This window comes from Psychrobacillus sp. AK 1817, from assembly GCF_008807035.1.
Classification (GTDB): domain Bacteria; phylum Bacillota; class Bacilli; order Bacillales_A; family Planococcaceae; genus Psychrobacillus; species Psychrobacillus faecigallinarum.
This window is the reverse complement of the sequence record NZ_CP031739.1, coordinates 1,857,687-1,876,213: the sequence shown is the minus strand read 5'-3', so window position 1 is coordinate 1,876,213 and position 18,527 is coordinate 1,857,687. Positions and strand designations below refer to the sequence as shown.

General features: G+C 36.8%; 23 protein-coding genes and 1 pseudogene. 13 read left to right on the top strand and 11 right to left on the bottom strand.

The annotated features are described in order from the left end of the window. Window positions 1-84 precede the first annotated feature (84 nt). Entirely contained in the window at window positions 85-426 is a 342-nt protein-coding gene (locus D0S48_RS09385) for a hypothetical protein (protein WP_144539832.1), read from the bottom strand. Window positions 427-964: 538 nt separating this feature from the next. On the opposite strand from D0S48_RS09385, the gene D0S48_RS09380 reads away from it, so the two are divergent. From D0S48_RS09380 to D0S48_RS09355, 6 genes and pseudogenes are all read left to right on the top strand, one after another. Then, window positions 965-1,945 (top strand): NADPH:quinone reductase, encoded by a 981-nt coding sequence (locus D0S48_RS09380; RefSeq protein WP_144539830.1) that lies wholly within the window; start codon window positions 965-967, stop codon window positions 1,943-1,945. Window positions 1,946-2,349: 404 nt separating this feature from the next. After that, the gene (locus tag D0S48_RS09375) at window positions 2,350-3,039 is read left to right on the top strand and encodes a response regulator transcription factor (RefSeq protein WP_144539828.1); all 690 of its coding nucleotides are present in this window, start codon (window positions 2,350-2,352) and stop codon (window positions 3,037-3,039) included. Further along, the gene (locus D0S48_RS09370; protein ID WP_144539826.1) at window positions 3,036-4,274 is read left to right on the top strand and encodes a sensor histidine kinase; all 1,239 of its coding nucleotides are present in this window, start codon (window positions 3,036-3,038) and stop codon (window positions 4,272-4,274) included. Before D0S48_RS09375 ends, D0S48_RS09370 begins: the two co-directional genes overlap by 4 nt. Before the next feature lie 117 nt (window positions 4,275-4,391). Further along, window positions 4,392-5,399, top strand: coding sequence for an alpha/beta hydrolase fold domain-containing protein (locus D0S48_RS09365; protein ID WP_225215977.1), 1,008 nt, complete (start codon window positions 4,392-4,394; stop codon window positions 5,397-5,399). Window positions 5,400-6,289: 890 nt separating this feature from the next. Further along, window positions 6,290-6,592: a hypothetical protein gene (locus tag D0S48_RS09360; protein ID WP_144539824.1), complete on the top strand. Its 303-nt coding sequence runs from the start codon at window positions 6,290-6,292 to the stop codon at window positions 6,590-6,592. A gap of 58 nt (window positions 6,593-6,650) precedes the next feature. Then, window positions 6,651-7,907 (top strand): annotated as a pseudogene (locus D0S48_RS09355) (neutral/alkaline non-lysosomal ceramidase N-terminal domain-containing protein). A gap of 232 nt (window positions 7,908-8,139) precedes the next feature. Here D0S48_RS09355 and D0S48_RS09350 read toward each other — a convergent pair. Next, a complete protein-coding gene (locus D0S48_RS09350; RefSeq protein WP_144539822.1) occupies window positions 8,140-8,610 on the bottom strand; it encodes a DinB family protein in 471 nt (156 codons plus the stop codon). Window positions 8,611-8,699: 89 nt separating this feature from the next. Then, window positions 8,700-8,948, bottom strand: a complete 249-nt coding sequence (locus D0S48_RS09345) for a YesK family protein (protein ID WP_144539820.1) — start codon at window positions 8,946-8,948, stop codon at window positions 8,700-8,702. Window positions 8,949-9,147: 199 nt separating this feature from the next. Between D0S48_RS09345 and D0S48_RS09340 the strand changes: the two genes are divergently transcribed. Both D0S48_RS09340 and D0S48_RS09335 read left to right on the top strand, forming a co-directional pair. Then, a complete protein-coding gene (locus D0S48_RS09340) occupies window positions 9,148-9,675 on the top strand; it encodes a P-loop nucleotide/nucleoside kinase family protein (protein ID WP_144539819.1) in 528 nt (175 codons plus the stop codon). A gap of 45 nt (window positions 9,676-9,720) precedes the next feature. Next, window positions 9,721-10,164 carry a GNAT family N-acetyltransferase gene (locus D0S48_RS09335; RefSeq protein ID WP_144539817.1) on the top strand — a complete coding sequence of 148 codons (444 nt, stop codon included), beginning with the start codon at window positions 9,721-9,723 and terminating at the stop codon, window positions 10,162-10,164. A 71-nt stretch (window positions 10,165-10,235) separates the two neighbouring features. Here D0S48_RS09335 and D0S48_RS09330 read toward each other — a convergent pair whose 3' ends face one another. From D0S48_RS09330 to D0S48_RS09310, 5 genes are all read right to left on the bottom strand, one after another. Beyond that, window positions 10,236-11,576, bottom strand: a complete 1,341-nt coding sequence (locus D0S48_RS09330; protein WP_144539815.1) for a YjiH family protein — start codon at window positions 11,574-11,576, stop codon at window positions 10,236-10,238. Window positions 11,577-11,678: 102 nt separating this feature from the next. Further along, the gene (bshB2, locus tag D0S48_RS09325; protein ID WP_144539813.1) at window positions 11,679-12,365 is read right to left on the bottom strand and encodes a bacillithiol biosynthesis deacetylase BshB2; all 687 of its coding nucleotides are present in this window, start codon (window positions 12,363-12,365) and stop codon (window positions 11,679-11,681) included. A gap of 12 nt (window positions 12,366-12,377) precedes the next feature. Then, entirely contained in the window at window positions 12,378-12,728 is a 351-nt protein-coding gene (locus D0S48_RS09320; protein WP_144539811.1) for a YojF family protein, read from the bottom strand. A 148-nt stretch (window positions 12,729-12,876) separates the two neighbouring features. Further along, a complete protein-coding gene (gene thiD / locus D0S48_RS09315; protein WP_151111419.1) occupies window positions 12,877-13,710 on the bottom strand; it encodes a bifunctional hydroxymethylpyrimidine kinase/phosphomethylpyrimidine kinase in 834 nt (277 codons plus the stop codon). A gap of 188 nt (window positions 13,711-13,898) precedes the next feature. After that, window positions 13,899-14,156: a DUF2207 domain-containing protein gene (locus D0S48_RS09310; RefSeq protein WP_144539807.1), complete on the bottom strand. Its 258-nt coding sequence runs from the start codon at window positions 14,154-14,156 to the stop codon at window positions 13,899-13,901. 100 nt (window positions 14,157-14,256) lie between these two features. Here D0S48_RS09310 and D0S48_RS09305 point away from each other — a divergent pair, with 100 nt between their 5' ends. The 5 genes from D0S48_RS09305 to D0S48_RS09285 are packed head-to-tail and all read left to right on the top strand — an operon-like array spanning window position 14,257 to window position 16,549. Further along, window positions 14,257-15,015 (top strand): DUF4230 domain-containing protein, encoded by a 759-nt coding sequence (locus D0S48_RS09305; RefSeq protein WP_313955906.1) that lies wholly within the window; start codon window positions 14,257-14,259, stop codon window positions 15,013-15,015. Window positions 15,016-15,019: 4 nt separating this feature from the next. Next, window positions 15,020-15,673 carry a uracil-DNA glycosylase gene (locus D0S48_RS09300; RefSeq protein WP_144539804.1) on the top strand — a complete coding sequence of 218 codons (654 nt, stop codon included), beginning with the start codon at window positions 15,020-15,022 and terminating at the stop codon, window positions 15,671-15,673. A gap of 35 nt (window positions 15,674-15,708) precedes the next feature. Continuing rightward, window positions 15,709-15,885: a uracil-DNA glycosylase gene (locus D0S48_RS09295; RefSeq protein WP_151111417.1), complete on the top strand. Its 177-nt coding sequence runs from the start codon at window positions 15,709-15,711 to the stop codon at window positions 15,883-15,885. Continuing rightward, window positions 15,886-16,146, top strand: coding sequence for a YwdI family protein (locus tag D0S48_RS09290; RefSeq protein ID WP_144539801.1), 261 nt, complete (start codon window positions 15,886-15,888; stop codon window positions 16,144-16,146). 22 nt (window positions 16,147-16,168) lie between these two features. Then, window positions 16,169-16,549 (top strand): DUF423 domain-containing protein, encoded by a 381-nt coding sequence (locus tag D0S48_RS09285; RefSeq protein ID WP_144539799.1) that lies wholly within the window; start codon window positions 16,169-16,171, stop codon window positions 16,547-16,549. A 183-nt stretch (window positions 16,550-16,732) separates the two neighbouring features. Here the strand turns inward: D0S48_RS09285 and gerQ are convergent, their stop codons facing one another. From gerQ to hemQ, 3 genes are all read right to left on the bottom strand, one after another. Next, window positions 16,733-17,092, bottom strand: a complete 360-nt coding sequence (gene gerQ / locus D0S48_RS09280; RefSeq protein ID WP_144539797.1) for a spore coat protein GerQ — start codon at window positions 17,090-17,092, stop codon at window positions 16,733-16,735. Window positions 17,093-17,111: 19 nt separating this feature from the next. Further along, complete coding sequence (locus D0S48_RS09275; protein WP_222123076.1) at window positions 17,112-17,537, bottom strand: cell wall hydrolase; 426 nt, start codon at window positions 17,535-17,537, stop codon at window positions 17,112-17,114. Between the two features lie 103 nt (window positions 17,538-17,640). Further along, window positions 17,641-18,390: a hydrogen peroxide-dependent heme synthase gene (gene hemQ, locus D0S48_RS09270; RefSeq protein ID WP_144539795.1), complete on the bottom strand. Its 750-nt coding sequence runs from the start codon at window positions 18,388-18,390 to the stop codon at window positions 17,641-17,643. Between the last annotated feature and the right edge of the window lie 137 nt (window positions 18,391-18,527).

Here is an 18,527-nt window from a genome sequence, read left to right as displayed (position 1 = left end):
TTTCACTCTGTGGCACTTCCATCACTTCATTTAGTAAAAAAACCACCAAATAGGTGAGCTTGGGATAAATTTCACTTAGTAGTTTTATTCAATAGCGAACGTAGCAAACCAACCATTTAAAGATCTTACAGCTTGGATTAAACTCATATCACCGAATTCTTCATAATAATGGGTCTCTTGTATATCGGAGAAGTTGGAATAAAATACTTCAATGGTGTTGTCCTCTGAAACAGCTATAATTTGCCCATCTTTGTAACCTATATCGTTCCTTGTTAAATATGAGTAGTCTAAAGTGTCTGAAGCAGATATAACTTGGCCATCTACGTAACTTTTATCGTTCTCGTCTGCAAAAGAATTTGTAGAAAATGAAAAGAACACAAACACTAATCCTATTAAAAACAATGATATGCTTAATAGTTTTTTCATTTACATCACCTTTCTCCATATTAATTTCCTTAATTATACCTTAAAATACAGAATATTCAATAAAGGGAATTAAATACATTTTTTTGAGGTGGATAAGTTTCAATAGATTAGGTTTTTTTTGATGTTTTTTAACATTGGGTCTTAGTTACAGGTCGCTTAGGAAACTTTAATTTTTTTTAACTTATAGCAACGGGTTGGTTCAATAAGAGAAAGCTAATTTGAAATTAATGCTTGATTATATTCGTGCTTAATTTAAGGGGGAATGTTTTTGAAACACGCAAAGTTAAAAATGTACTTTTCGGATAACCGTGTGGATAATGCGAAGGATTACAAGAAATCAATAGATTATCAATTTACGTTATATTTATAATTTTACTTTTCTTTGTGGCGGTATTTGGTAGTTTTCTGATTTGGGCATGGTTGCTAACGTGTGCTAATTTTAAACAAAAAGTAGATTTGGCTATGCAGTATGAAGTGTTATGTGAAAACTGTAAATTAATAATTTTCTGTATATAATTAATGAGAGGAGGTTGACAACATGAAAGCAATTCAAGTTACAAATTTTGGTGGACCTGAGAAGTTAGCATACACAGACGTTGAGGATGTAGTAGTAGGAAAAAAAGACGTATGTATTCGTTTATACGCTGCGGGAGTTAATTCGAGTGATACCTATACATTAACAGGTACATATGCGTTTTGTGTACCGCAATTGCCTTATACTCCTGGCTTAGACGGTGCAGGGGTTGTAGAGGCTATTGGAGAAGAAGTCACAAATATTCGAGTTGGTGACCGTGTATTTATTGCTTCTTTACTGAGAAGTAATAGTACCGGGACATTTGCACAAAAGATGGTGTGTGATGAAACGTTGGTTCATTTGTTACCAGACCATGTATCTTTTGAACAAGGTGCAGCATTAGGGGTACCTGCGTTAACTGCATATCGTGCATTATTTCAACGTGCCTGTCTGAGACCAGGTCAAACTGTTTTTATTCATGGAGCCAGTGGTGGGCTAGGATTACAGGCTGTCCAAATGGCAAAATCTCACGGTGCTAAAGTGATTGGGACAGCAAGTAAGCCTAAAGGTAAAAAAATGGTTAAGCAAGCTGGTGCAGATATCGTCATTGATCATGTGACTGAAGCAACGATTGAAGATGTGCTAGCCTTAACGGATGGCAATGGACCAGATGTAATTATTGAGTTTTTAGCAAATATTAATTTAGAAACAGATTTAAAGCTGATTGCACCATTTGGTAAGATTGTAATCATCGGAAATCGTGGTTCAATAGAAATAAATCCACGTCTTGCAATGCAAAAGGAATGTGATATTTTAGCAACAGCTCTTTGGAATGCACCTAAAGATGAATATGAACAAAGCATTCATGGTGTAATTGGAATGCTAAATAGTGGAGCATTACGTCCGATTATTGGTACTACTTTGCCACTTCAGCAAGCATCGCAGGCCTTTGATCAGCTATCTAAAGGTATAGGAAATGGTAAACTTGTTTTAATAATTGACTAATTATTTTACATAATAAAAGTTAACAAATTTTAGGAAATATTGTACTTAAACTAACGCAACAGGAACTTTAAGAGTCGCGTATTTAATTAAACAACTTTATTGTTAGCGGTTAGAATATTACACCTTTAGGAACAGATTAAGCTAGTGTAAATCTAAAATTAAAACAATTGAAAAAGCAACGGTAAAAGTGCATTGTACACTTTTATCGTTGCTTTATTTCAATAGATGGTTCGCTTTAATATTTGCGCAACAAAGAGTTATTCAATGAAAGTATACAGAAGAGGAGTTATAGTCAAAAAGTTATTCGAATTGCTTTTTTATTTAATATGTGAAAATATAGAGTTCGAAAAAACTATTAAAATAACAAAACAAATGAACTTTAAAGATTGAAGGGATTTACCGTAATGGATCATAACATAACCATATTAATCTGTGACGATAATGTCGCTGTTCATGAAAGTATCAATGCTTATTTACAAGCTGAAGGTATGAATAGCGTGTCTGCTTACGATGGAGAGATGTCACTCAAACTCCTAAAAGAAAACAATTTTGATCTAGTGGTACTTGATATCATGATGCCCGGTCTTTTTGGGACCGAAGTATGTAAGGAGATACGCAAAACTAGCGATATTCCTATCCTTATGCTTAGCGCTAGAAGCGAAGAAGTGGATCGGATTGTCGGACTTGAAATTGGTGCCGATGACTATATAACAAAGCCCTTTTCTCCACGAGAGATAGTAGTAAGGATCAAAACCATACTAAAAAGGGTGCAACCAAAAAAAGAAGATATCCACTATTTAAAAGCAGGAAATCTGTCCATTGATATTGATGGTTATGAAGTTCTGATCAATAATCAGGAAATTGAATTTACTGCAAAAGAGGTGGAGTTTTTGACCTTTCTAGTCAAAAACACAGGGAAAGTGGTCAACCGTGAGGAATTACTGTACAAAGTTTGGGGATATGATTATATCGGAGACACGCGTGCAGTCGATACCCTAATCAAACGAATCCGTCAAAAAATCGCTAAAGCTTCTCCCGAGTTTTCCATAAAGTCCGTCTACGGTGTCGGTTATAAATTTGAGTTATTTGTATGAAGCGGTTATTTTCAAGTAAGCTGTGGATTGCATTTGTCATTCTATTGATATTTATTTCTGGTCAGCTCTTGGGGGCTTTTGCAATCAAACATTACTTTACCCAATCAAAAATTGAAGAACTCCAGCCGCCCCTCACGTTGATCGGAGAAGAGGTTGCGGATGGTGAAAATATAAGAAAAACCGATGATTATTTAATTAAGGCTTATGATGTCCATGGAATGGAAATCAATGTTTACAACGATGAACCAATCTCAAGATTTTCTTCTGATGCGAAAGTAAACAAGGAATTAACCTCGTACTTGCCAAAAATTATCAGTGGCAAAACCGTAGTTGAAATCCAGGAAGTACCGGGGTATTCTGCGCAAGCAATTATAATCGGGCAACCATTGGTCCAGGACAACAAAGTGACAGGTGGTATCTATTTATTAAAAGAGGCACGCGCTTATCAAGCAGCGCTTAATGGTTTTTACCTTGTATTCTTCGTAACTCTGGCTATTGGAACAATCATCATTCTGGTTTTTCTTGCGTTGTTTATCAAAGAGAAAAATCACCTTGAACAAATGCGCAAAGACTATGTCGCCAATATTAGCCATGAACTGAAAACACCGCTTGCATCTATCAAAGCTTTGACAGAGACACTGTCGGACCATGTTGTCAAAGATCAGGAAAAAATCGACCAATACTACAGCATCATCTTGAGAGAAAGTGTTCGCTTAGAAAAACTCATCTCGGATTTGCTTGAATTATCGAGGCTGCAATACAAAAAAACGGCATATACTAAATCAATCGTGAATACAAAAGAAATCATAGCGAAAGTTTCAGAGCCATTTGCTATTTTAGCAGACGACATGGATCTTCAATTTCAAATTACAGAACGTGCGAAAAGTTTGCCCGCAACCTATTCAAATGAAGATCGTATCACACAAGTGCTTACCATTTTGCTCGATAACGCGTTTAAGTTCACTCCGGAAAATGGCAAAGTGACTATCGACGCCAAAACGACAGCTCGTAAAGCGGAAATCATGATAATGGACAATGGCCCAGGTATTTCTAAGGAAGTTCTTCCGCACATATTCGAGCGGTTTAACAAGGAAGACTTATCGCATACAAGTACAGGCAGTGGCCTCGGGCTGTCCATTGCGCTCGAAATCATGGAACAGCTTGGGGAGAAAATCAGTGTGAAAAGTCAGGCTAATGCAGGAACCACATTTACTATCACCTTAAAAAAAGCATAAAATTTTTGGCAGAAAAACGTTCATTTTACCTCGTTTTTCTGCCATTTTTGTGCCACAATGTTTTGTTATGATCAATTTATAGAAAGAACATACAAAACAATTAGGAGTGAAGCACAAATGAAAAAATCTATATCAACAATTTTATCAATGTCCCTAGCAATGGTATTATTAGCTGGGTGTTCATCAAGCAGTTCCAAAGAAACGGCTCCAAAAAATAGTGAAGAAACGGAAACAACTCAGCAAGCAGAAATGAAACAACAGGTTGCTGAGGCAATTGATACCTCTTTCATTAAGAACAAACAATTAGATGTAAAATACGGCAGCCAATCGGAAACGCAAAAGCTGGACATTTATTTTCCCAATGAAGGCGAAGGACCGTTTCCAGTAATCATCGCAATCCACGGGGGTGGATTCATGCAGGGAGATAAAACAGGGACGGACCTGACTGCCATGATAGAAGGTGTCAATCACGGGTATGCAGTTGTAGCGGTCAACTATAGACTTTCAGGTGAAGCGATATTTCCTGCAGCGATTAGTGATATAAAAGCTGCAATTCGTTATGTTAAAGCTAATGCGGAAGAATACAACTTGGACTCTGAAAAGGTTGTGGCATGGGGAGGCAGTGCGGGCGGAAATTTAGCGGCACTAGTCGGTACGAGTGGAGATGACGACTCTTTAAATGGTCAAAATACTGAAAATATGGAATATTCTTCTGAAGTACAAGCTGTCGTTGATTGGTATGGACAAATTGACTTTATGAAACTGGATGAGCAGTTTACGGAATCCGGAATCACTCCAAAAATAGGAGAACGAAGCTCAGATGATTCTCCGGAAAGCAAGTACATCGGAGGAAATATTACCGAAAATATAGAGGAAGTAGAGAAAGCGAACCCGGAAACTTACATTACAAAAAATGATCCAGCCTTTTTTATCCAACACGGAACGGCTGATCCGAACGTGCCAACGCAACAGTCCATTGATTTCTCTGAAAAACTAACAGATGTTTTAGGTGATGAGAAGGTAGAGCTTACACTTTTGGAAGGCGCAGTTCACGGAGGGGAACCTTTTAATTCAGAGGAAAACCTAAAAGAAGTATTTAGTTTTCTCAATCGTGTATTAAAATAAATTCTTGCGGGTGGCAATTTTGCCACCCTATTTTTATTTTATTCTCTTTTTAAAATAGTGAATTATTTCTTTATAGCCTATGGTTATATCACTTAGAATGACGAAGGTTTTGTTTAAAGCTTTCGAAAAACAGTCTTTTATGAGATTGAATTTATAATATATTTTCCCTATTAGGATTGTTTCTTTTTAAAAAGCAAATATGGATTTAAGATATTGAAGTGCTTATTAAGTTAAAAGGATCGTTACCGGCCCCTATGCCACATATTCGCTCTTAATCATAATTGTTATATTAAGGTTATTATCCGTCTACTTTAAATGGAATCTATCACGTAATATTGATAATAATAGAAGTACGGATAATTAAAAAAAACAGGATATTGCTAGCCTTCCCAATGTTTATTATAGGGAGCATCATTATTTTTTATGGTGAACAAATATCAATATATTCGATTGTCTTGTTAAATTAAAGGTTACTTTAATGAAAGATATTGTTGAGCTGCTTAGGGGGCTCTTTTTACTTATTATACTTTTGAAGCAATGTAGTTTAACGAGCAGGTATTATTAGCGCGATGTCGAAGGTATTAATTGAATGAATTATTCTATAAGAAAAGAGCTATTGAATGTGGGAAACTAAAGAAAAAATGAATTATTGGACTGGGTGAAAGTAATATCACTTATGAAAACGATGAACTTTTTATTACCGGTTAAAGTTACGAAGAGCCTTACTTAGCACAAAATTTAGGTGTAATTGCTCTGCCAAATGGATACCTTTTTGTACTAGGAGAACGTCTTAACAGTTCAGATCGTAGAGACCTGTTTTTTTTCTTTAGTAAAATGATGGCTTGTGATATAAATGTTAAATTTTTTTAATAAAAAGTTAGGGGAGTAACATGAGAGTCTTGTTGGAGTTAATACGAGTAATATTTATATTTGCTATTGTAGGTGCAATGTTAGGTTACTTTTTAAAAGAAATGTATATAGGAATTGGCACTTATACTGAAAAATATAACTGGCTAGGTTCTTTAGCTATTCTTATTCTGATTTTTGTACTCTATAGAAATAAATTGCAATTTAGCGGATGGTATAAAGGAAAAGGTAGAAAAAAATTACCGAAAATAGTTTCTAGAATACTTATTTTCAGTTCAATTAGCCTCTTATTATTACCACCAGTACTGAGTTTCTTATTAAACTAACGAAACAGATTGTTGAAGAACAATTTGATAAGTTAATCTATAGAATGGAGAGAACTATTTGAGTAGAGCAGGAGTTTACAAGGTAGATATTACACCTCCTTTGGGTATTGATTTTATCGGATACCATCGGCCTACAGGAGTTAGTAATATTAACGAACATATCTTTGTAACTGCATTTGTGTTTGAAAACAATAATACTAAATCTGTGTTTATTAGTATTGATAATATTGGAATGTTAGTTGAAGACACTTTAGTTATCCGTAAACAAACTTCAAGTAAGTTGAAAATTCCTACTGAACAAATTACAGTAGTTTATACTCATACGCATTCTGGTCCCGCTACAGTAAGCACAAAAAAAATAGTTAAGATTTATAAAGACACATTAATGAGCAACGCTGTAAAAGCAGCGATTTTGGCCGATAAAAATTTACAACTATCAGAGATTGGTTGGAATGTAACTCTTGGTGAATTAGGAATTAATCGAAGGGAAAATACTCCTGACGGTAAAGTGATAATGGGTACAAATCCAATTGGTCCAGTTGATAAAAGAGTTGGTATTTTAGTGATAAGAAACGAGAAAACAAAGAAATTATCCGGACTAATTATATTCTGTACAGCCCATCCGAATGTATTAAAAGGAGATAGTGATATCTTATCAGCAGATTATCCAGGCTTAACAAGGGAAATCCTTGAAAATATATTAAAATGTACTGTAATCGTTGTACAAGGGGCTTCGGGGAATATTAATGCTATGTATCGCGGTTCATTGGAGAATATGGAAAAAATGGCATAAGCTTTAAGCGGTTACGTGTTAACCATGCTTCCTAAAGTAAAATTTGAACCTATTAAAATTTTAAAGGTAGTCTCAACTACATTATTGATGAGATTGAAAGAAATACCTGAACCTTTAGAAATACATAAAATGGCCAAACTAGCTGAAAAAGAATGGGGTGTAAATACCGATAGATGGCATTCTGTCATTTTAGATAAACGCAAACGAAATGAGACATATTTAACTATCAATATAGAAATTCAGTCAACTCAAATTAACGAAGGGTCGTTTACTGGAATACCAATGGAACCTTTCTCAGAAACTGCCATTGAATTCAAAGAAAAACTTTCGGATGAGCTTGCCTTTTTTGGTGGCTACACTAACGGTTATTTAGGATATTTGCCTACAAAAGAGGCCTTTTTGGAAGGTGGTTATGAAGTTGAACTAAACCATGTGGTATATGGACCAATTACAAATCTATGGATGCCACCTGATGAAAATACAGCTACACTTATTATTGAGAGGGCATTAGATTTATTTTAAAAATATAAGTTACATTGATTCGAGAAAAATTATTAGGGGAGGAACCATTCTACAGGGTTTCCTTTTACTAGACTACTTAAAGATCATGGGCTTGCAAAGACAATTTTTTTTCTTACTGAAATAAAGCAGTATAGGTGAATAGGAGAAGAGAATATTTTAAGTCGCATATTGCTCAAGTCACTTATTATCTAAAAAAAGGCATATCACTTAAGTGATACACCTCTAAGATAAATTAATCCCAAACACGTACTCTTGGAACCTCTGCCATTCTTAAGTAATCCAGCAATTGGCCGGTATGGACAGATTCATGATAGGCGACTCTTAGCAACATGTCACCCAAACTTCTTATGTAACCAGAATCAGAACGATCAATTTTAATACTTGATAAATCTTCTTCTGAAAATGACTTAATAGTTTCTAAAAAGTGATTTCTAAATGGTTCTGCAAATTTCAATTCCGCATTTACGGTAGAAAAGGGTTGCTTATCAAAAGGGGATTCAAATACTGCCAAGCTGCCTTGATTTTGGATAGCTAACTGGTAATAATGTTCACTTTCTAGAACATGTCTAATCATCTCTAAACAAGTCATTGCTTCGTCATCAGGTTTCCAGTTTAGTTTTTCTTGGGGAATAGATGTCCAAACTTTAACACTTCTTCTTCGTACTTCGTTGAAATTTAAAAGAATTAAATCAATTGAGTTCATAATTTATTCTCCTTTATTTGGTATGTATTAAATATACACGAATGAACGTTCGATTAAAAGAGAGTGATTGTTGATAACTAACAGGCGCTTTAGTTTAATAACATTGAAATTCCTGTGCCAATAAGTGAACCGATGGTAATGCAAATAAACATAAAGAAAAACCCCATTGATTCCCAGCCATCCAATGTGAAAAAGCTTACGACAGCGATTACAAATGATATTCCTATTAAAAAAGCAGTAGGTATCCCATACTTTCGATAATTCTTTCTTCGAAGAATTGTAGATGAAATGGTAACTATGATAATAGTAGCTAAAGCTATATAAATAAAGATTTGCACAAAGCTTCTCTCCCTTTAGTGGAAAAATAATCAAATATATATTATTTTATCTGAAAATTAAATCTTTTTGTTACAGTAATTATCAAGAAATATAATGTATCTGTCGTGTTGGAAGAGCGCCCTTTTCTTTTTCCTAATCTAACGGAGCATTAGAGCTTGTTTGATAGATTTATTTTGAATAATTGGAGGTATTATTCAGATGTTTGAAAAGTTTAATTTTGACTTAATTTATCGTGAACGAGATGACCTCACTCCTCTAGTAGTAATGATGTGTGGTGTGGCTGGTTCTGGAAAAACTACATTCTCCCAACGATTAGAAAAAGAAGGCTTTTTTCGTCTTTCTATTGATGAAGAAATATGGGCTACTAATGGTCGGTTCGGGATTGATTTTCCAATGGAAATGATTGAGGAGTACAAGAAAGAGGCAGAAAGAAAATTGCGAAATCAGTTAATAAAATTAATTCAGGACAAACAACAGGTAGTAATTGACTTCAGTTTTTGGAATCGTGTGAGAAGAGAACAATATAAAAAGCTTATTGAAAAGTACGGCGGTAAGTGGAAACTTATTTATTTAAAAGTTCATCCTGATGATTTGCGTGAACGACTTAAAATACGAAACAAACGTTTTGATGCCAATGCGTTCCCGATTACAGAAGAAGTTTTAATTTCCTACCTTAATGGTTTCGAAACACCAAAAGAAGAGGGAGAAATTGTAATTGAAAATTAGAACTATCATGTAATATTGCCCATCCATTATAAAGGAGAGAGAAGTATGGAAATATTCCAAGCTACCATTGAAGATTTAGAAGGTATGTCAAATTTATTTAATCTTTATCGCATATTTTATCAGCAGGAGTCAGATATAGAAGGTGCAAAAACCTACATAAAAAAACGTTTAGTAAATGAAGATTCGGTCATATTTGTAGTTAGAGATCGAGAAGTCTACGTTGGTTTTACACAACTATATCCTACATTTTCATCAGTATCTATGAAAAGAACTTGGATTTTAAATGACTTATATGTAGACAAAACAGCCAGAAAAAAAGGAGTAGGAGAAATGCTCTTACAAAAGGCAAAAGATTATGCTATTGAAACAGGAGCAAAAAGCATTAGTCTATCTACAGCAATAGACAATTATGCTGCACAGAGACTATATGAAAAAAGTGGATACACTAAGGATTCTCAATTTTATCAGTATGAGTTAAATCTGATATAACATAGGAAATGCCGCTTAAAGTGTCCAGCAGATAATAAAAAAACGCTTGGAGTTTTCCAAGCGTTTTCCTTTTAAAACAATAGATGTGCGACTACCGCAATGATAGGGAATGAAATCAGTGTACGCAATAAGAAAATTACAATTAAGTCTTTAAAGTTAACCGGAATTTTAGAGCCAAGTAATAATCCACCAACTTCGGACATGTAAATCAACTGAGTAACTGACATAGTTGCTATAAAGAATCTCGTTAGCTCAGATTCAATTGAAGCACCTAGAATAGTAGGAAGGAACATATCCGCAAAGCCAACTACCATTGTTTGTGCAGCTGCTGCAGCCTCTGGTATTCCAAATAACAGGAGCAGTGGCTCAAATGGTTTACCTAATATCGTAAAGAATGGTGTGTACTCAGCTAGCATCAATGCAATTGTTCCAAATGCTAGTACGACTGGAGCAACACCTATATACATATCAATGACATTCTTTATACCATCTGAAAAAAATCTTTTAACAGAACGGTTTTTATTAGCTGTATTTAACGCATTTTCTAAACCATGTGTTAGAGCATTATAATTTTCTGGATATTTCTCTGCTTCTAGGTCTAATGGGCGACCGTCTATATGAACTTCTTCTTTGCCTGCTAATGGATAAATTCGTGGCATTATAAATGCAAGTACCACACCACAAAGCAGGACAGTTAAGTAATAGGGTGCGAAATACTTTTCTAACCCGACTTGTTCAAGTACGACAATACAGAAGGTGATGGAAACAACTGAAAAAGTGGAGCCAATAATAGCCGCTTCTTTTTTTGTGTAATAGCCTTCCTCATATTGTCTGCTTGTTAACAAGACACCAATGGTTCCATCTCCAACCCAAGAAGTAAGTGCATCTACAGCGGAGCGTCCTGGAAGCTTAAATAATGGACGCATAATTTTAACCATCATCGTCCCAAAAAACTCTAATAAACCAAAATTCAATAGAAGAGGCAGTAATAGGCCTGCAAATAGGAAAATTGTAAACAGGAAGGAAACCAGCCCATCAGGTGCTAGTAAAAGTCCTCCCGTATTTTCGCTCCAAATAACCTCGGGGCCAATTTGGAAAATGATTAATACAGAAAAAACTGCACCGACTACTCGGGTGATTGTCCAAAATATAGAAACCTTAAATAGGTTATTAATAAACGAATTGTTCTTTGGAATAAACAAAAAAACTAGAGAACCAATAGCCGCAATGAACAAAGTGATAAGGGCGACCCAATGCACGATCGGTTCAAGTACTCCTGATAATAGGCTCGCAAACCATGCGATAGGAATTTTAACTTCTCCACCAATTGGTAGCGGGATCATGAAAAGGATGACACCAGCTATAGAAGGGAGAAGAAATAAAAGCCAAGTAAATAAGCTAAATTTTTTCAAGTGAAGGCCAACTTTCTTTTTGAATAATTATGCAAGAAATAGGTGTTTTACACATGATAATTCATTCCAGAAGGTAAGTCTATAGCTGGTAAAAATGTTCCATTATTCGAAATCTTTATTGAAATCGTATGTGTAGAACCGCTCAAAGTGTAGCCAATTTTCAGCTTCTGGCTCTCCATCAGCTAAACGTTTTTCCATTTCCTCTAGCATCCAAGCTGTTTGGGAAATGTGTGCTCGCATAGAGCCCATTTTTTCCTCACTTGATCCAGAAATATCATGGATTATATCTGGCTCGCCTAACACTTCTTTTGAATCGTTTGAAAATGCTAGTGCGTATACCTTTGGACGTTGTTCTTCTGGCATTCTACGGACTGCGCGAATCATTGCTCTTCCGGTTGCATCGTGATCTGGATGCACGGCATAGTTAGGATAGAATGTAATGACCAAAGAAGGATTCGTATCAGCGATTAAATCCTCCATCATTTTGACCATCTTTTCATCATCTTCGAATTCTACTGTCTTGTCTCTAAGACCCATCATTCGTAGGTCTGTAACTCCCATAGACTTTGCTGAGGCAAGCAACTCCTGCTTACGAATTTGTGGCAATGTCTCGCGAGTTGCAAAAGGAGGGTTCCCAAGGTTTCGACCCATTTCCCCTAAAGTTAGGCAAGCGTAAGTCACAGGGATTCCTTGTTTCACATAAGTAGCTATTGTTCCAGAAACTCCGAAAGCCTCGTCATCTGGGTGAGGGAATACGACCAAGACAGATCGTTCCATTGGTAAATTCATTTTTATTCCTCCTTAATATGTAAATGGTGTTTTGCTTATTTCAAGAGCTACAGCAAGCTTTCCACTTTGGTCGTGTCCAGCCATTAGCAGTCTACCGTGCTCATCTAATTCATAATGAGTGATCCCTTGTGCATAGACCCATCCGTGAGGAAGCTTTAGTCCAACACGATGAGGAGCCTCTCCAGCTACTTTTCCAAGCTCATAGCGAATCATTACATTCCGAATAAATGCACCTGCATTAAACACATTTTCGTTGAAATGAGTAGCATATGCACCATTTGTCGTTTCCAAATGTATATACACATCCTCATTTGCAAAGCTATTTAATAATTCTTGTAGTCGTTCCATATTCACTAGTTCCATAATTTCATTGCCTCCTAGCATACTGTCTTTTAATAGTATAATGAAAAACAGTTCATCAAGCGAATGATTGAACCGTTGTTTATATTACGTAATCTTATATGATGTAAAAACTCGCAAAGCCTCGTTAGACTTTGCGAGTGGAGGAGTATCAAACTGTAGTAGTTGTTACTTCTGGGGCACCGAATTTTCCTTTGGCACCATGAAGAACTGGTCCCACGTATTGGTTCAGCTTCCATCCATGTGCAATTGCGGCAGCCACAAATTCTTTAGCTTTCAACACCGCATCTGCTACAGAAAGGCCATTTGCTAAGTTTGCTGTAATAGCAGCTGCAAATGTACAACCAGCACCATGATTATAAGTAGTTTCTGTTTTCTCTGTTTCTAACAGTGTGTGAGTTTGTCCGTCATAGAAAAGATCAACCGCTTTATCGTATGCCAGTTGTTTTCCACCCTTGATGACTACATTTTTAGCCCCAAGTGAATGAATTTTCTCAGCGGCTGCCTTCATATCTTCAATAGATTTAAGTGTTCCTAATCCTGACAGCTGACCAGCTTCAAATAAATTAGGGGTTACTACAAGTGCACGAGGTAACAAATGAGTAATCATTGCGTCTACTGTCCCAGGATTCAAAACCTCGTCTTCTCCCTTACAAACCATAACAGGATCTATAACGATACTAGTAACTCCAGATTTCTCGATAATATTGCCGGTTTCTTCGATAATTTCTTCCGTACTTAGCATCCCAGTTTTAATGGCATCGACGTTTGTAGATAACGCTGTTTTAGCTTGACGTTTAATCTCATCTACTGGAAGGGAAAATACTCCATGACTCCAATTATTATCTGGATCCATTGTAGCTATCACTGTAAGAACATTTATCCCGTAGGTTCCGTGTTCCTGGAATGTTTTTAAGTCAGCTTGTATCCCAGCACCACCTGAAGTATCAGAACCTGCAATTGTTAATGTTTTTTTTATTGTCATGTGAAGTTCTCCTTTTTACTTAAAAGTTGATTGTTTTTTAGATAAGAAAATCAAAGTTGATCTAGCTCTGAGCGCTTAGTCCCTAGTGGAAAGAGGAAATGCCTCCTCACTTTTCCCCATTTGCTTGTCGGGGCAGAAATAGGCGCTTGCGCTTTTCTTCATTGTATCAGATAGGTATGAAAATTCAATTAAGGTAGCTTTGGGGCTGTCCATAGTTTAAACAATATGAAAGCAAATACCAGAGCGACCATAAAAGTGATAATCGAACCTATGAAAATTTCGTTATAATATAGAGAGATAGACAAAAATAATAAGAAACATATAAAAATTATTGTACCCATTAAAAAACAACCTATCCCAATATTATTTGCCTTGGCAGGAACGTTATTGTTTACTGCAGCTTCTTCAAGTTTTTTCAATTTTTCTCGATGTTGAAAATCTGCCATATGCATTTCCCCTTTTTACCATCGTATCATTGGGCGGATTAGTTGTTAATAGAGAAACTTTTCTTTACTGTAAACGTATTAGATTAATAGGAAGAGAGGGATGGACTTGCACAAAGATGATAAGATTCGAGAAATGGAAAAGCTTCTTAAGGAATTGAAGGCCCAAAATGAGGAAAGTGCAGCTACAATTGTAGAAGAGAGACCGAAAAGAAGTTTTAAGCTTTGGAGTATTCCTCTATTTTTCTCTAGATTTAAATTTAAAACTGTTCTATTCCTCTCTGTTATTGCTTTCTTACTAATTGCTGCTTTACCATTCGCAGCATTTTGGGCAATTCAAGGGAGCACCTTTACAGAAACAAAGGGGTCATTTGTAGAAAGGGTGCAGGGGCTAAATGAATTATCCACTGCACAGGCATATACAAAGGTAATAATTGAACGACAAGATAATGCGGTTTTTGGAAAAGAAATTGGACTAGATTTACCAGGGACAAAGAGACAGCTTTTAGTTGTAGTTCCAGGGTCAGTTAAAGCTGGTGTTGATTTTTCGGAGGTGACCGAATCAGATATTAAGGTAGATGAAGAAAACAAGACTGCTGTTTTAACATTGCCTAAGCCGGAATTTTTAGGAGGTCCAGAAATACTCTTCGATCAAGTAGAGGTGTTTTCCTACGAGGGATTATTTCGAGAAAAGGCCGATATTGAAGAGGCGTATGAACTAGCCTCGACTGCCAAGGAAATGATGATTGAAGAATCTACTGGACAAGGAATTCTCGAGCTAGCAGAAGAAAATGCTATAAAAGCTGTACAGGAAATGTTCCAGCTCATCGAATATGATGTACAAGTACAATTTGAGGAGTGATGCTATGACTAGCTGGAAAGAGGTTTTAGGAGAAGAATGGGAAAAGTCTTACTTCCAAGAGCTACAATCCTTTCTGGATAAGGAATATGCCGAACATACGATTTTTCCTCCCAGAGAAGAAATAGGGAGCGCTTTCCTTTTAACTCCATATGAAGAAGTAAAGGTGGTCATTTTAGGGCAAGACCCATACCACGGTCCTGGACAGGCTCACGGTTTAAGCTTTTCTGTGAAGCCGGGAGTTAAAGTTCCACCAAGCTTGCGAAATATGTTAAAGGAGCTAGAAGAGGATTTAGGTTGTCCTATTCCATCGAATGGACATCTGGAAAAATGGGCAAAGCAAGGTGTTTTATTATTAAACACAGTTTTGACAGTAAGAGCGGGAGTTGCAAATTCTCACAAAGGAATGGGCTGGGAACGTTTCACAGATACAGTCATTCAGAAACTTTCCGATCGTGAAAAGCCTATCATTTTTGTACTATGGGGAAAGCCTGCTCAAGCTAAGATGAAAATGATAGACACACCGAGGCACCATATCATTCAATCGACTCACCCTAGTCCTTTGAGTGCTCACAGAGGCTTTTTAGGGAGCAGACCCTACTCACAAATTAATGCGAAGCTACAAGAGTGGAATGACAAGCCAATCGATTTTTGCCTCTGACTATGCTAATATAACTTAAGAAAGTAGGGAGTAAATTGGCTGTAAATTGCTTTAGATGTCGTCATTTTTTTACAACCTGGGATGCAAACCATCCACGTGGCTGTAAGGCGTACCAGTTTAAAACACAGGAGCTCCCATCTGCATTAGTAAAAAAATCTTCAGGTGTGGAATGCTTAAAATTTGAACTAAAGCAAGTGGAGGGGCGTAAATAAATGATTTCCAATAGACAGATTTTGCTGCAAATAGAAAAACAGCTTCAGGAGGCAAAGGCAGTCTCAGGAGACCAATCAATCCGAGAAAGTCTTGCTGCTATCAAAGCTTTATGTGACGTAGCACTTACTGTGCCACTCTCAGAGAGCCCAAATGTGCATGTGCCTTCTACTATGATGGTTACCAAAAGCAATGTGTTAACTGCACCTTCCACCACTCTAAAGGAAGAGGATGCAAACGGAGAATCACTATTTGACTTTTAACAATAGAAAGTAGGGAAAGACCTTGAAATTTTTCATCATCGCAGGTGCTATCAATGGATTCCTATCGGTAGCCTTAGGTGCCTTTGGCGCCCATTTATTAGAAGGTAGAGTCGCAGACAAGTATTTAGCAACATGGGAAACTGCCGTTCAATATCAAATGTTTCATGCTCTAGCGCTAGTAGCCATTGGTATCTTGATGAGCAGTAAAGTATGGGGGTCTGTGTCGCAGCTAAACACGGCGGGTTATCTTATACTTGCAGGAATTATTATTTTCTCGGGAAGTCTTTATATCCTTAGCTTAACGGGCATTAGTGTCCTAGGCGCAATCACACCAATTGGTGGCGTAGCATTCCTAGCAGGTTGGATAATGCTAATAGTTGCAGCGGCAAAATACGCAAATTAATAAATAAATTAAGGCAGGCTCTGGAGAAAGAAGAGTCTGCCTTTTTTATATGCACGTGCTTAAGAAGGGGAATAGGTGAACAGACAGTGTAAAAGCAAATGTTACCGTGGGGGATGCTTGCATTAGATATATATTTTGCTCATGAGAAAAGGCTTACTCTAAGAAAGAATAAGCCATACATTTTTAGTAGTAATTTATTTCTTCATCAAATGTCGCATAATCAAAGTAAATCATTAACATTAAGTAACGTTTGCCATTTTGATCGCTGAGAATAACGTGGTCGCGTCCAGCAGCCTCTACATACCCAGTCACTATTACATTGTTTCTTGTTGCATTGTTTTCAAAAGTAAAATAGAACGTGCCTAATTTTCCTCTGTTTGCTCTTAAGATGTTTTCAACATAGGATTCTTCTTGGCGTCCGCCAGCGGGTATTTGCACACCTGGAGTATACTGCTGTTGTTGACCAGGAATTTGCTGTGCTTGTTGTCCTTGTTGATATTGCTGATTTGGATAGCTACCAGGGTACCAATAATACTGAACCATTTATACATCCTCTCTGTTTTTAAATCTCTGGACATTCCTCTGCAGTAGGTGAAAAGAAGCAATGTGCTTTGAAACGCCCAGTATTCCATTGACCATACCATTGAGCAGGACATGGCGTATTCTCACCTGGATCAAAAAACCAGAGTGATCTAGTAGCTGGATGAAAACGCTCACCGTTGACCACTCGCTGTGCTAATCTTATGTCGGCATCTCTTGCACGCTGGTAAAAATATGGCTTAGTAGTAGCTTCAAAACCACCCGGGCGTTGAAAAACCATTTCTTCGAGGTTTCGTATATTCTCAAAATCTAAACAAGCAGTACGAACTCGATTAACGCCAACATTACCGACCATCAACATTCCTAGCTCGCCTTCCCCCTCCGCTTCTGCCCGCATTAGCCTTGCTAGTAGGTCGATTTGTTTGGATGTAGCCTTAACTACTGCCAATGCATCACCTCCTACATTAAACTATGTAAATGCATGACCTAACATGACAAATTTTGCAGATAAAAAAAGACCACCAAACGGCGGCCTTTTCCATATATTCCAATTATAGATTGAAGAAAGTAGAACGTTTTTCCCCTTCTAAAATAGTACCAACGAAGAATGAACCGAATTCTCCATATCGAGCACTTACTTCATCAAAGCGCATTTCATAAACTAATTTTTTAAATTGAAGTACATCATCTGAGAATAATGTTACTCCCCATTCGAAATCGTCAAAGCCAACAGAACCAGAGATAATTTGTTTTACTTTTCCAGCATAGCTTCGACCGATCATTCCGTGGCTGCGCATTAATTCTTTGCGTTGTTCCATTGGAAGCATATACCAGTTGTCATTACCTTCACGGCGTTTGTCCATTGGGTAAAAGCAAACGTATTGAGAACGCTGAAGTTGTGGATATAGTCGTGATCGCACATGTGGATTTTGATAAGGATCTTCATTTGATTCACCAGACAGGTAGTTAGATAATTCTACTACTGATACGTAAGAATATGCAGGAAGCGTGAAGTCCGCGATTGTAAGTTTGTTGAATCGTGCCTCTAGCTCTTGTAATTCATCCATAGTTGGACGTAACGTCATTAACATAAAGTCTGCTTTTTGGCCCACAATAGTATAGAAAGCATGCGCTCCGGTTTTTGCATCATCTGCTTGTTGTAATTCATCTAAAAATGCAACAAATTCATCTGTTGCTTGTTTACGAAGTTCAGGATCTACTTGTTTCCATGATGCCCAATCCATTTGTCGGAAATCATGTAAAACGTACCAACCATCTAATGTAATAGCTGCTTCATTCATTATTATGACACTCCCTTTAATAAATATTTCGCATATTTAGTTTACCACACCCGAATTTAGAATTCCCTTATTTGCCCCATTTTAGAATGACATAATGTGACAAACTCGTGTATGCTTATTCTATAAATAATCCTTAA

Excerpts from the sequence above, each read along its gene's own strand:
- D0S48_RS09375 (WP_144539828.1), top strand. The coding sequence starts at position 2,350 with ATGGATCATAACATAACCATATTAATCTGTGACGATAATGTCGCTGTT.
- D0S48_RS09310 (WP_144539807.1), bottom strand. The coding sequence starts at position 14,156 with ATGGCAGATTTTCAACATCGAGAAAAATTGAAAAAACTTGAAGAAGCT.
- D0S48_RS09300 (WP_144539804.1), top strand. The coding sequence starts at position 15,020 with ATGACTAGCTGGAAAGAGGTTTTAGGAGAAGAATGGGAAAAGTCTTAC.
- thiD (WP_151111419.1), bottom strand. The coding sequence starts at position 13,710 with ATGACAATAAAAAAAACATTAACAATTGCAGGTTCTGATACTTCAGGT.
- D0S48_RS09320 (WP_144539811.1), bottom strand. The coding sequence starts at position 12,728 with ATGGAACTAGTGAATATGGAACGACTACAAGAATTATTAAATAGCTTT.
- D0S48_RS09290 (WP_144539801.1), top strand. The coding sequence starts at position 15,886 with ATGATTTCCAATAGACAGATTTTGCTGCAAATAGAAAAACAGCTTCAG.
- bshB2 (WP_144539813.1), bottom strand. The coding sequence starts at position 12,365 with ATGAATTTACCAATGGAACGATCTGTCTTGGTCGTATTCCCTCACCCA.
- hemQ (WP_144539795.1), bottom strand. The coding sequence starts at position 18,390 with ATGAATGAAGCAGCTATTACATTAGATGGTTGGTACGTTTTACATGAT.
- D0S48_RS09350 (WP_144539822.1), bottom strand. The coding sequence starts at position 8,610 with ATGAACTCAATTGATTTAATTCTTTTAAATTTCAACGAAGTACGAAGA.
- D0S48_RS09360 (WP_144539824.1), top strand. The coding sequence starts at position 6,290 with ATGAGAGTCTTGTTGGAGTTAATACGAGTAATATTTATATTTGCTATT.
- D0S48_RS09335 (WP_144539817.1), top strand. The coding sequence starts at position 9,721 with ATGGAAATATTCCAAGCTACCATTGAAGATTTAGAAGGTATGTCAAAT.
- D0S48_RS09365 (WP_225215977.1), top strand. The coding sequence starts at position 4,392 with ATGAAAAAATCTATATCAACAATTTTATCAATGTCCCTAGCAATGGTA.
- D0S48_RS09385 (WP_144539832.1), bottom strand. The coding sequence starts at position 426 with ATGAAAAAACTATTAAGCATATCATTGTTTTTAATAGGATTAGTGTTT.
- D0S48_RS09340 (WP_144539819.1), top strand. The coding sequence starts at position 9,148 with ATGTTTGAAAAGTTTAATTTTGACTTAATTTATCGTGAACGAGATGAC.
- D0S48_RS09370 (WP_144539826.1), top strand. The coding sequence starts at position 3,036 with ATGAAGCGGTTATTTTCAAGTAAGCTGTGGATTGCATTTGTCATTCTA.
- D0S48_RS09305 (WP_313955906.1), top strand. The coding sequence starts at position 14,257 with ATGGACTTGCACAAAGATGATAAGATTCGAGAAATGGAAAAGCTTCTT.
- gerQ (WP_144539797.1), bottom strand. The coding sequence starts at position 17,092 with ATGGTTCAGTATTATTGGTACCCTGGTAGCTATCCAAATCAGCAATAT.
- D0S48_RS09380 (WP_144539830.1), top strand. The coding sequence starts at position 965 with ATGAAAGCAATTCAAGTTACAAATTTTGGTGGACCTGAGAAGTTAGCA.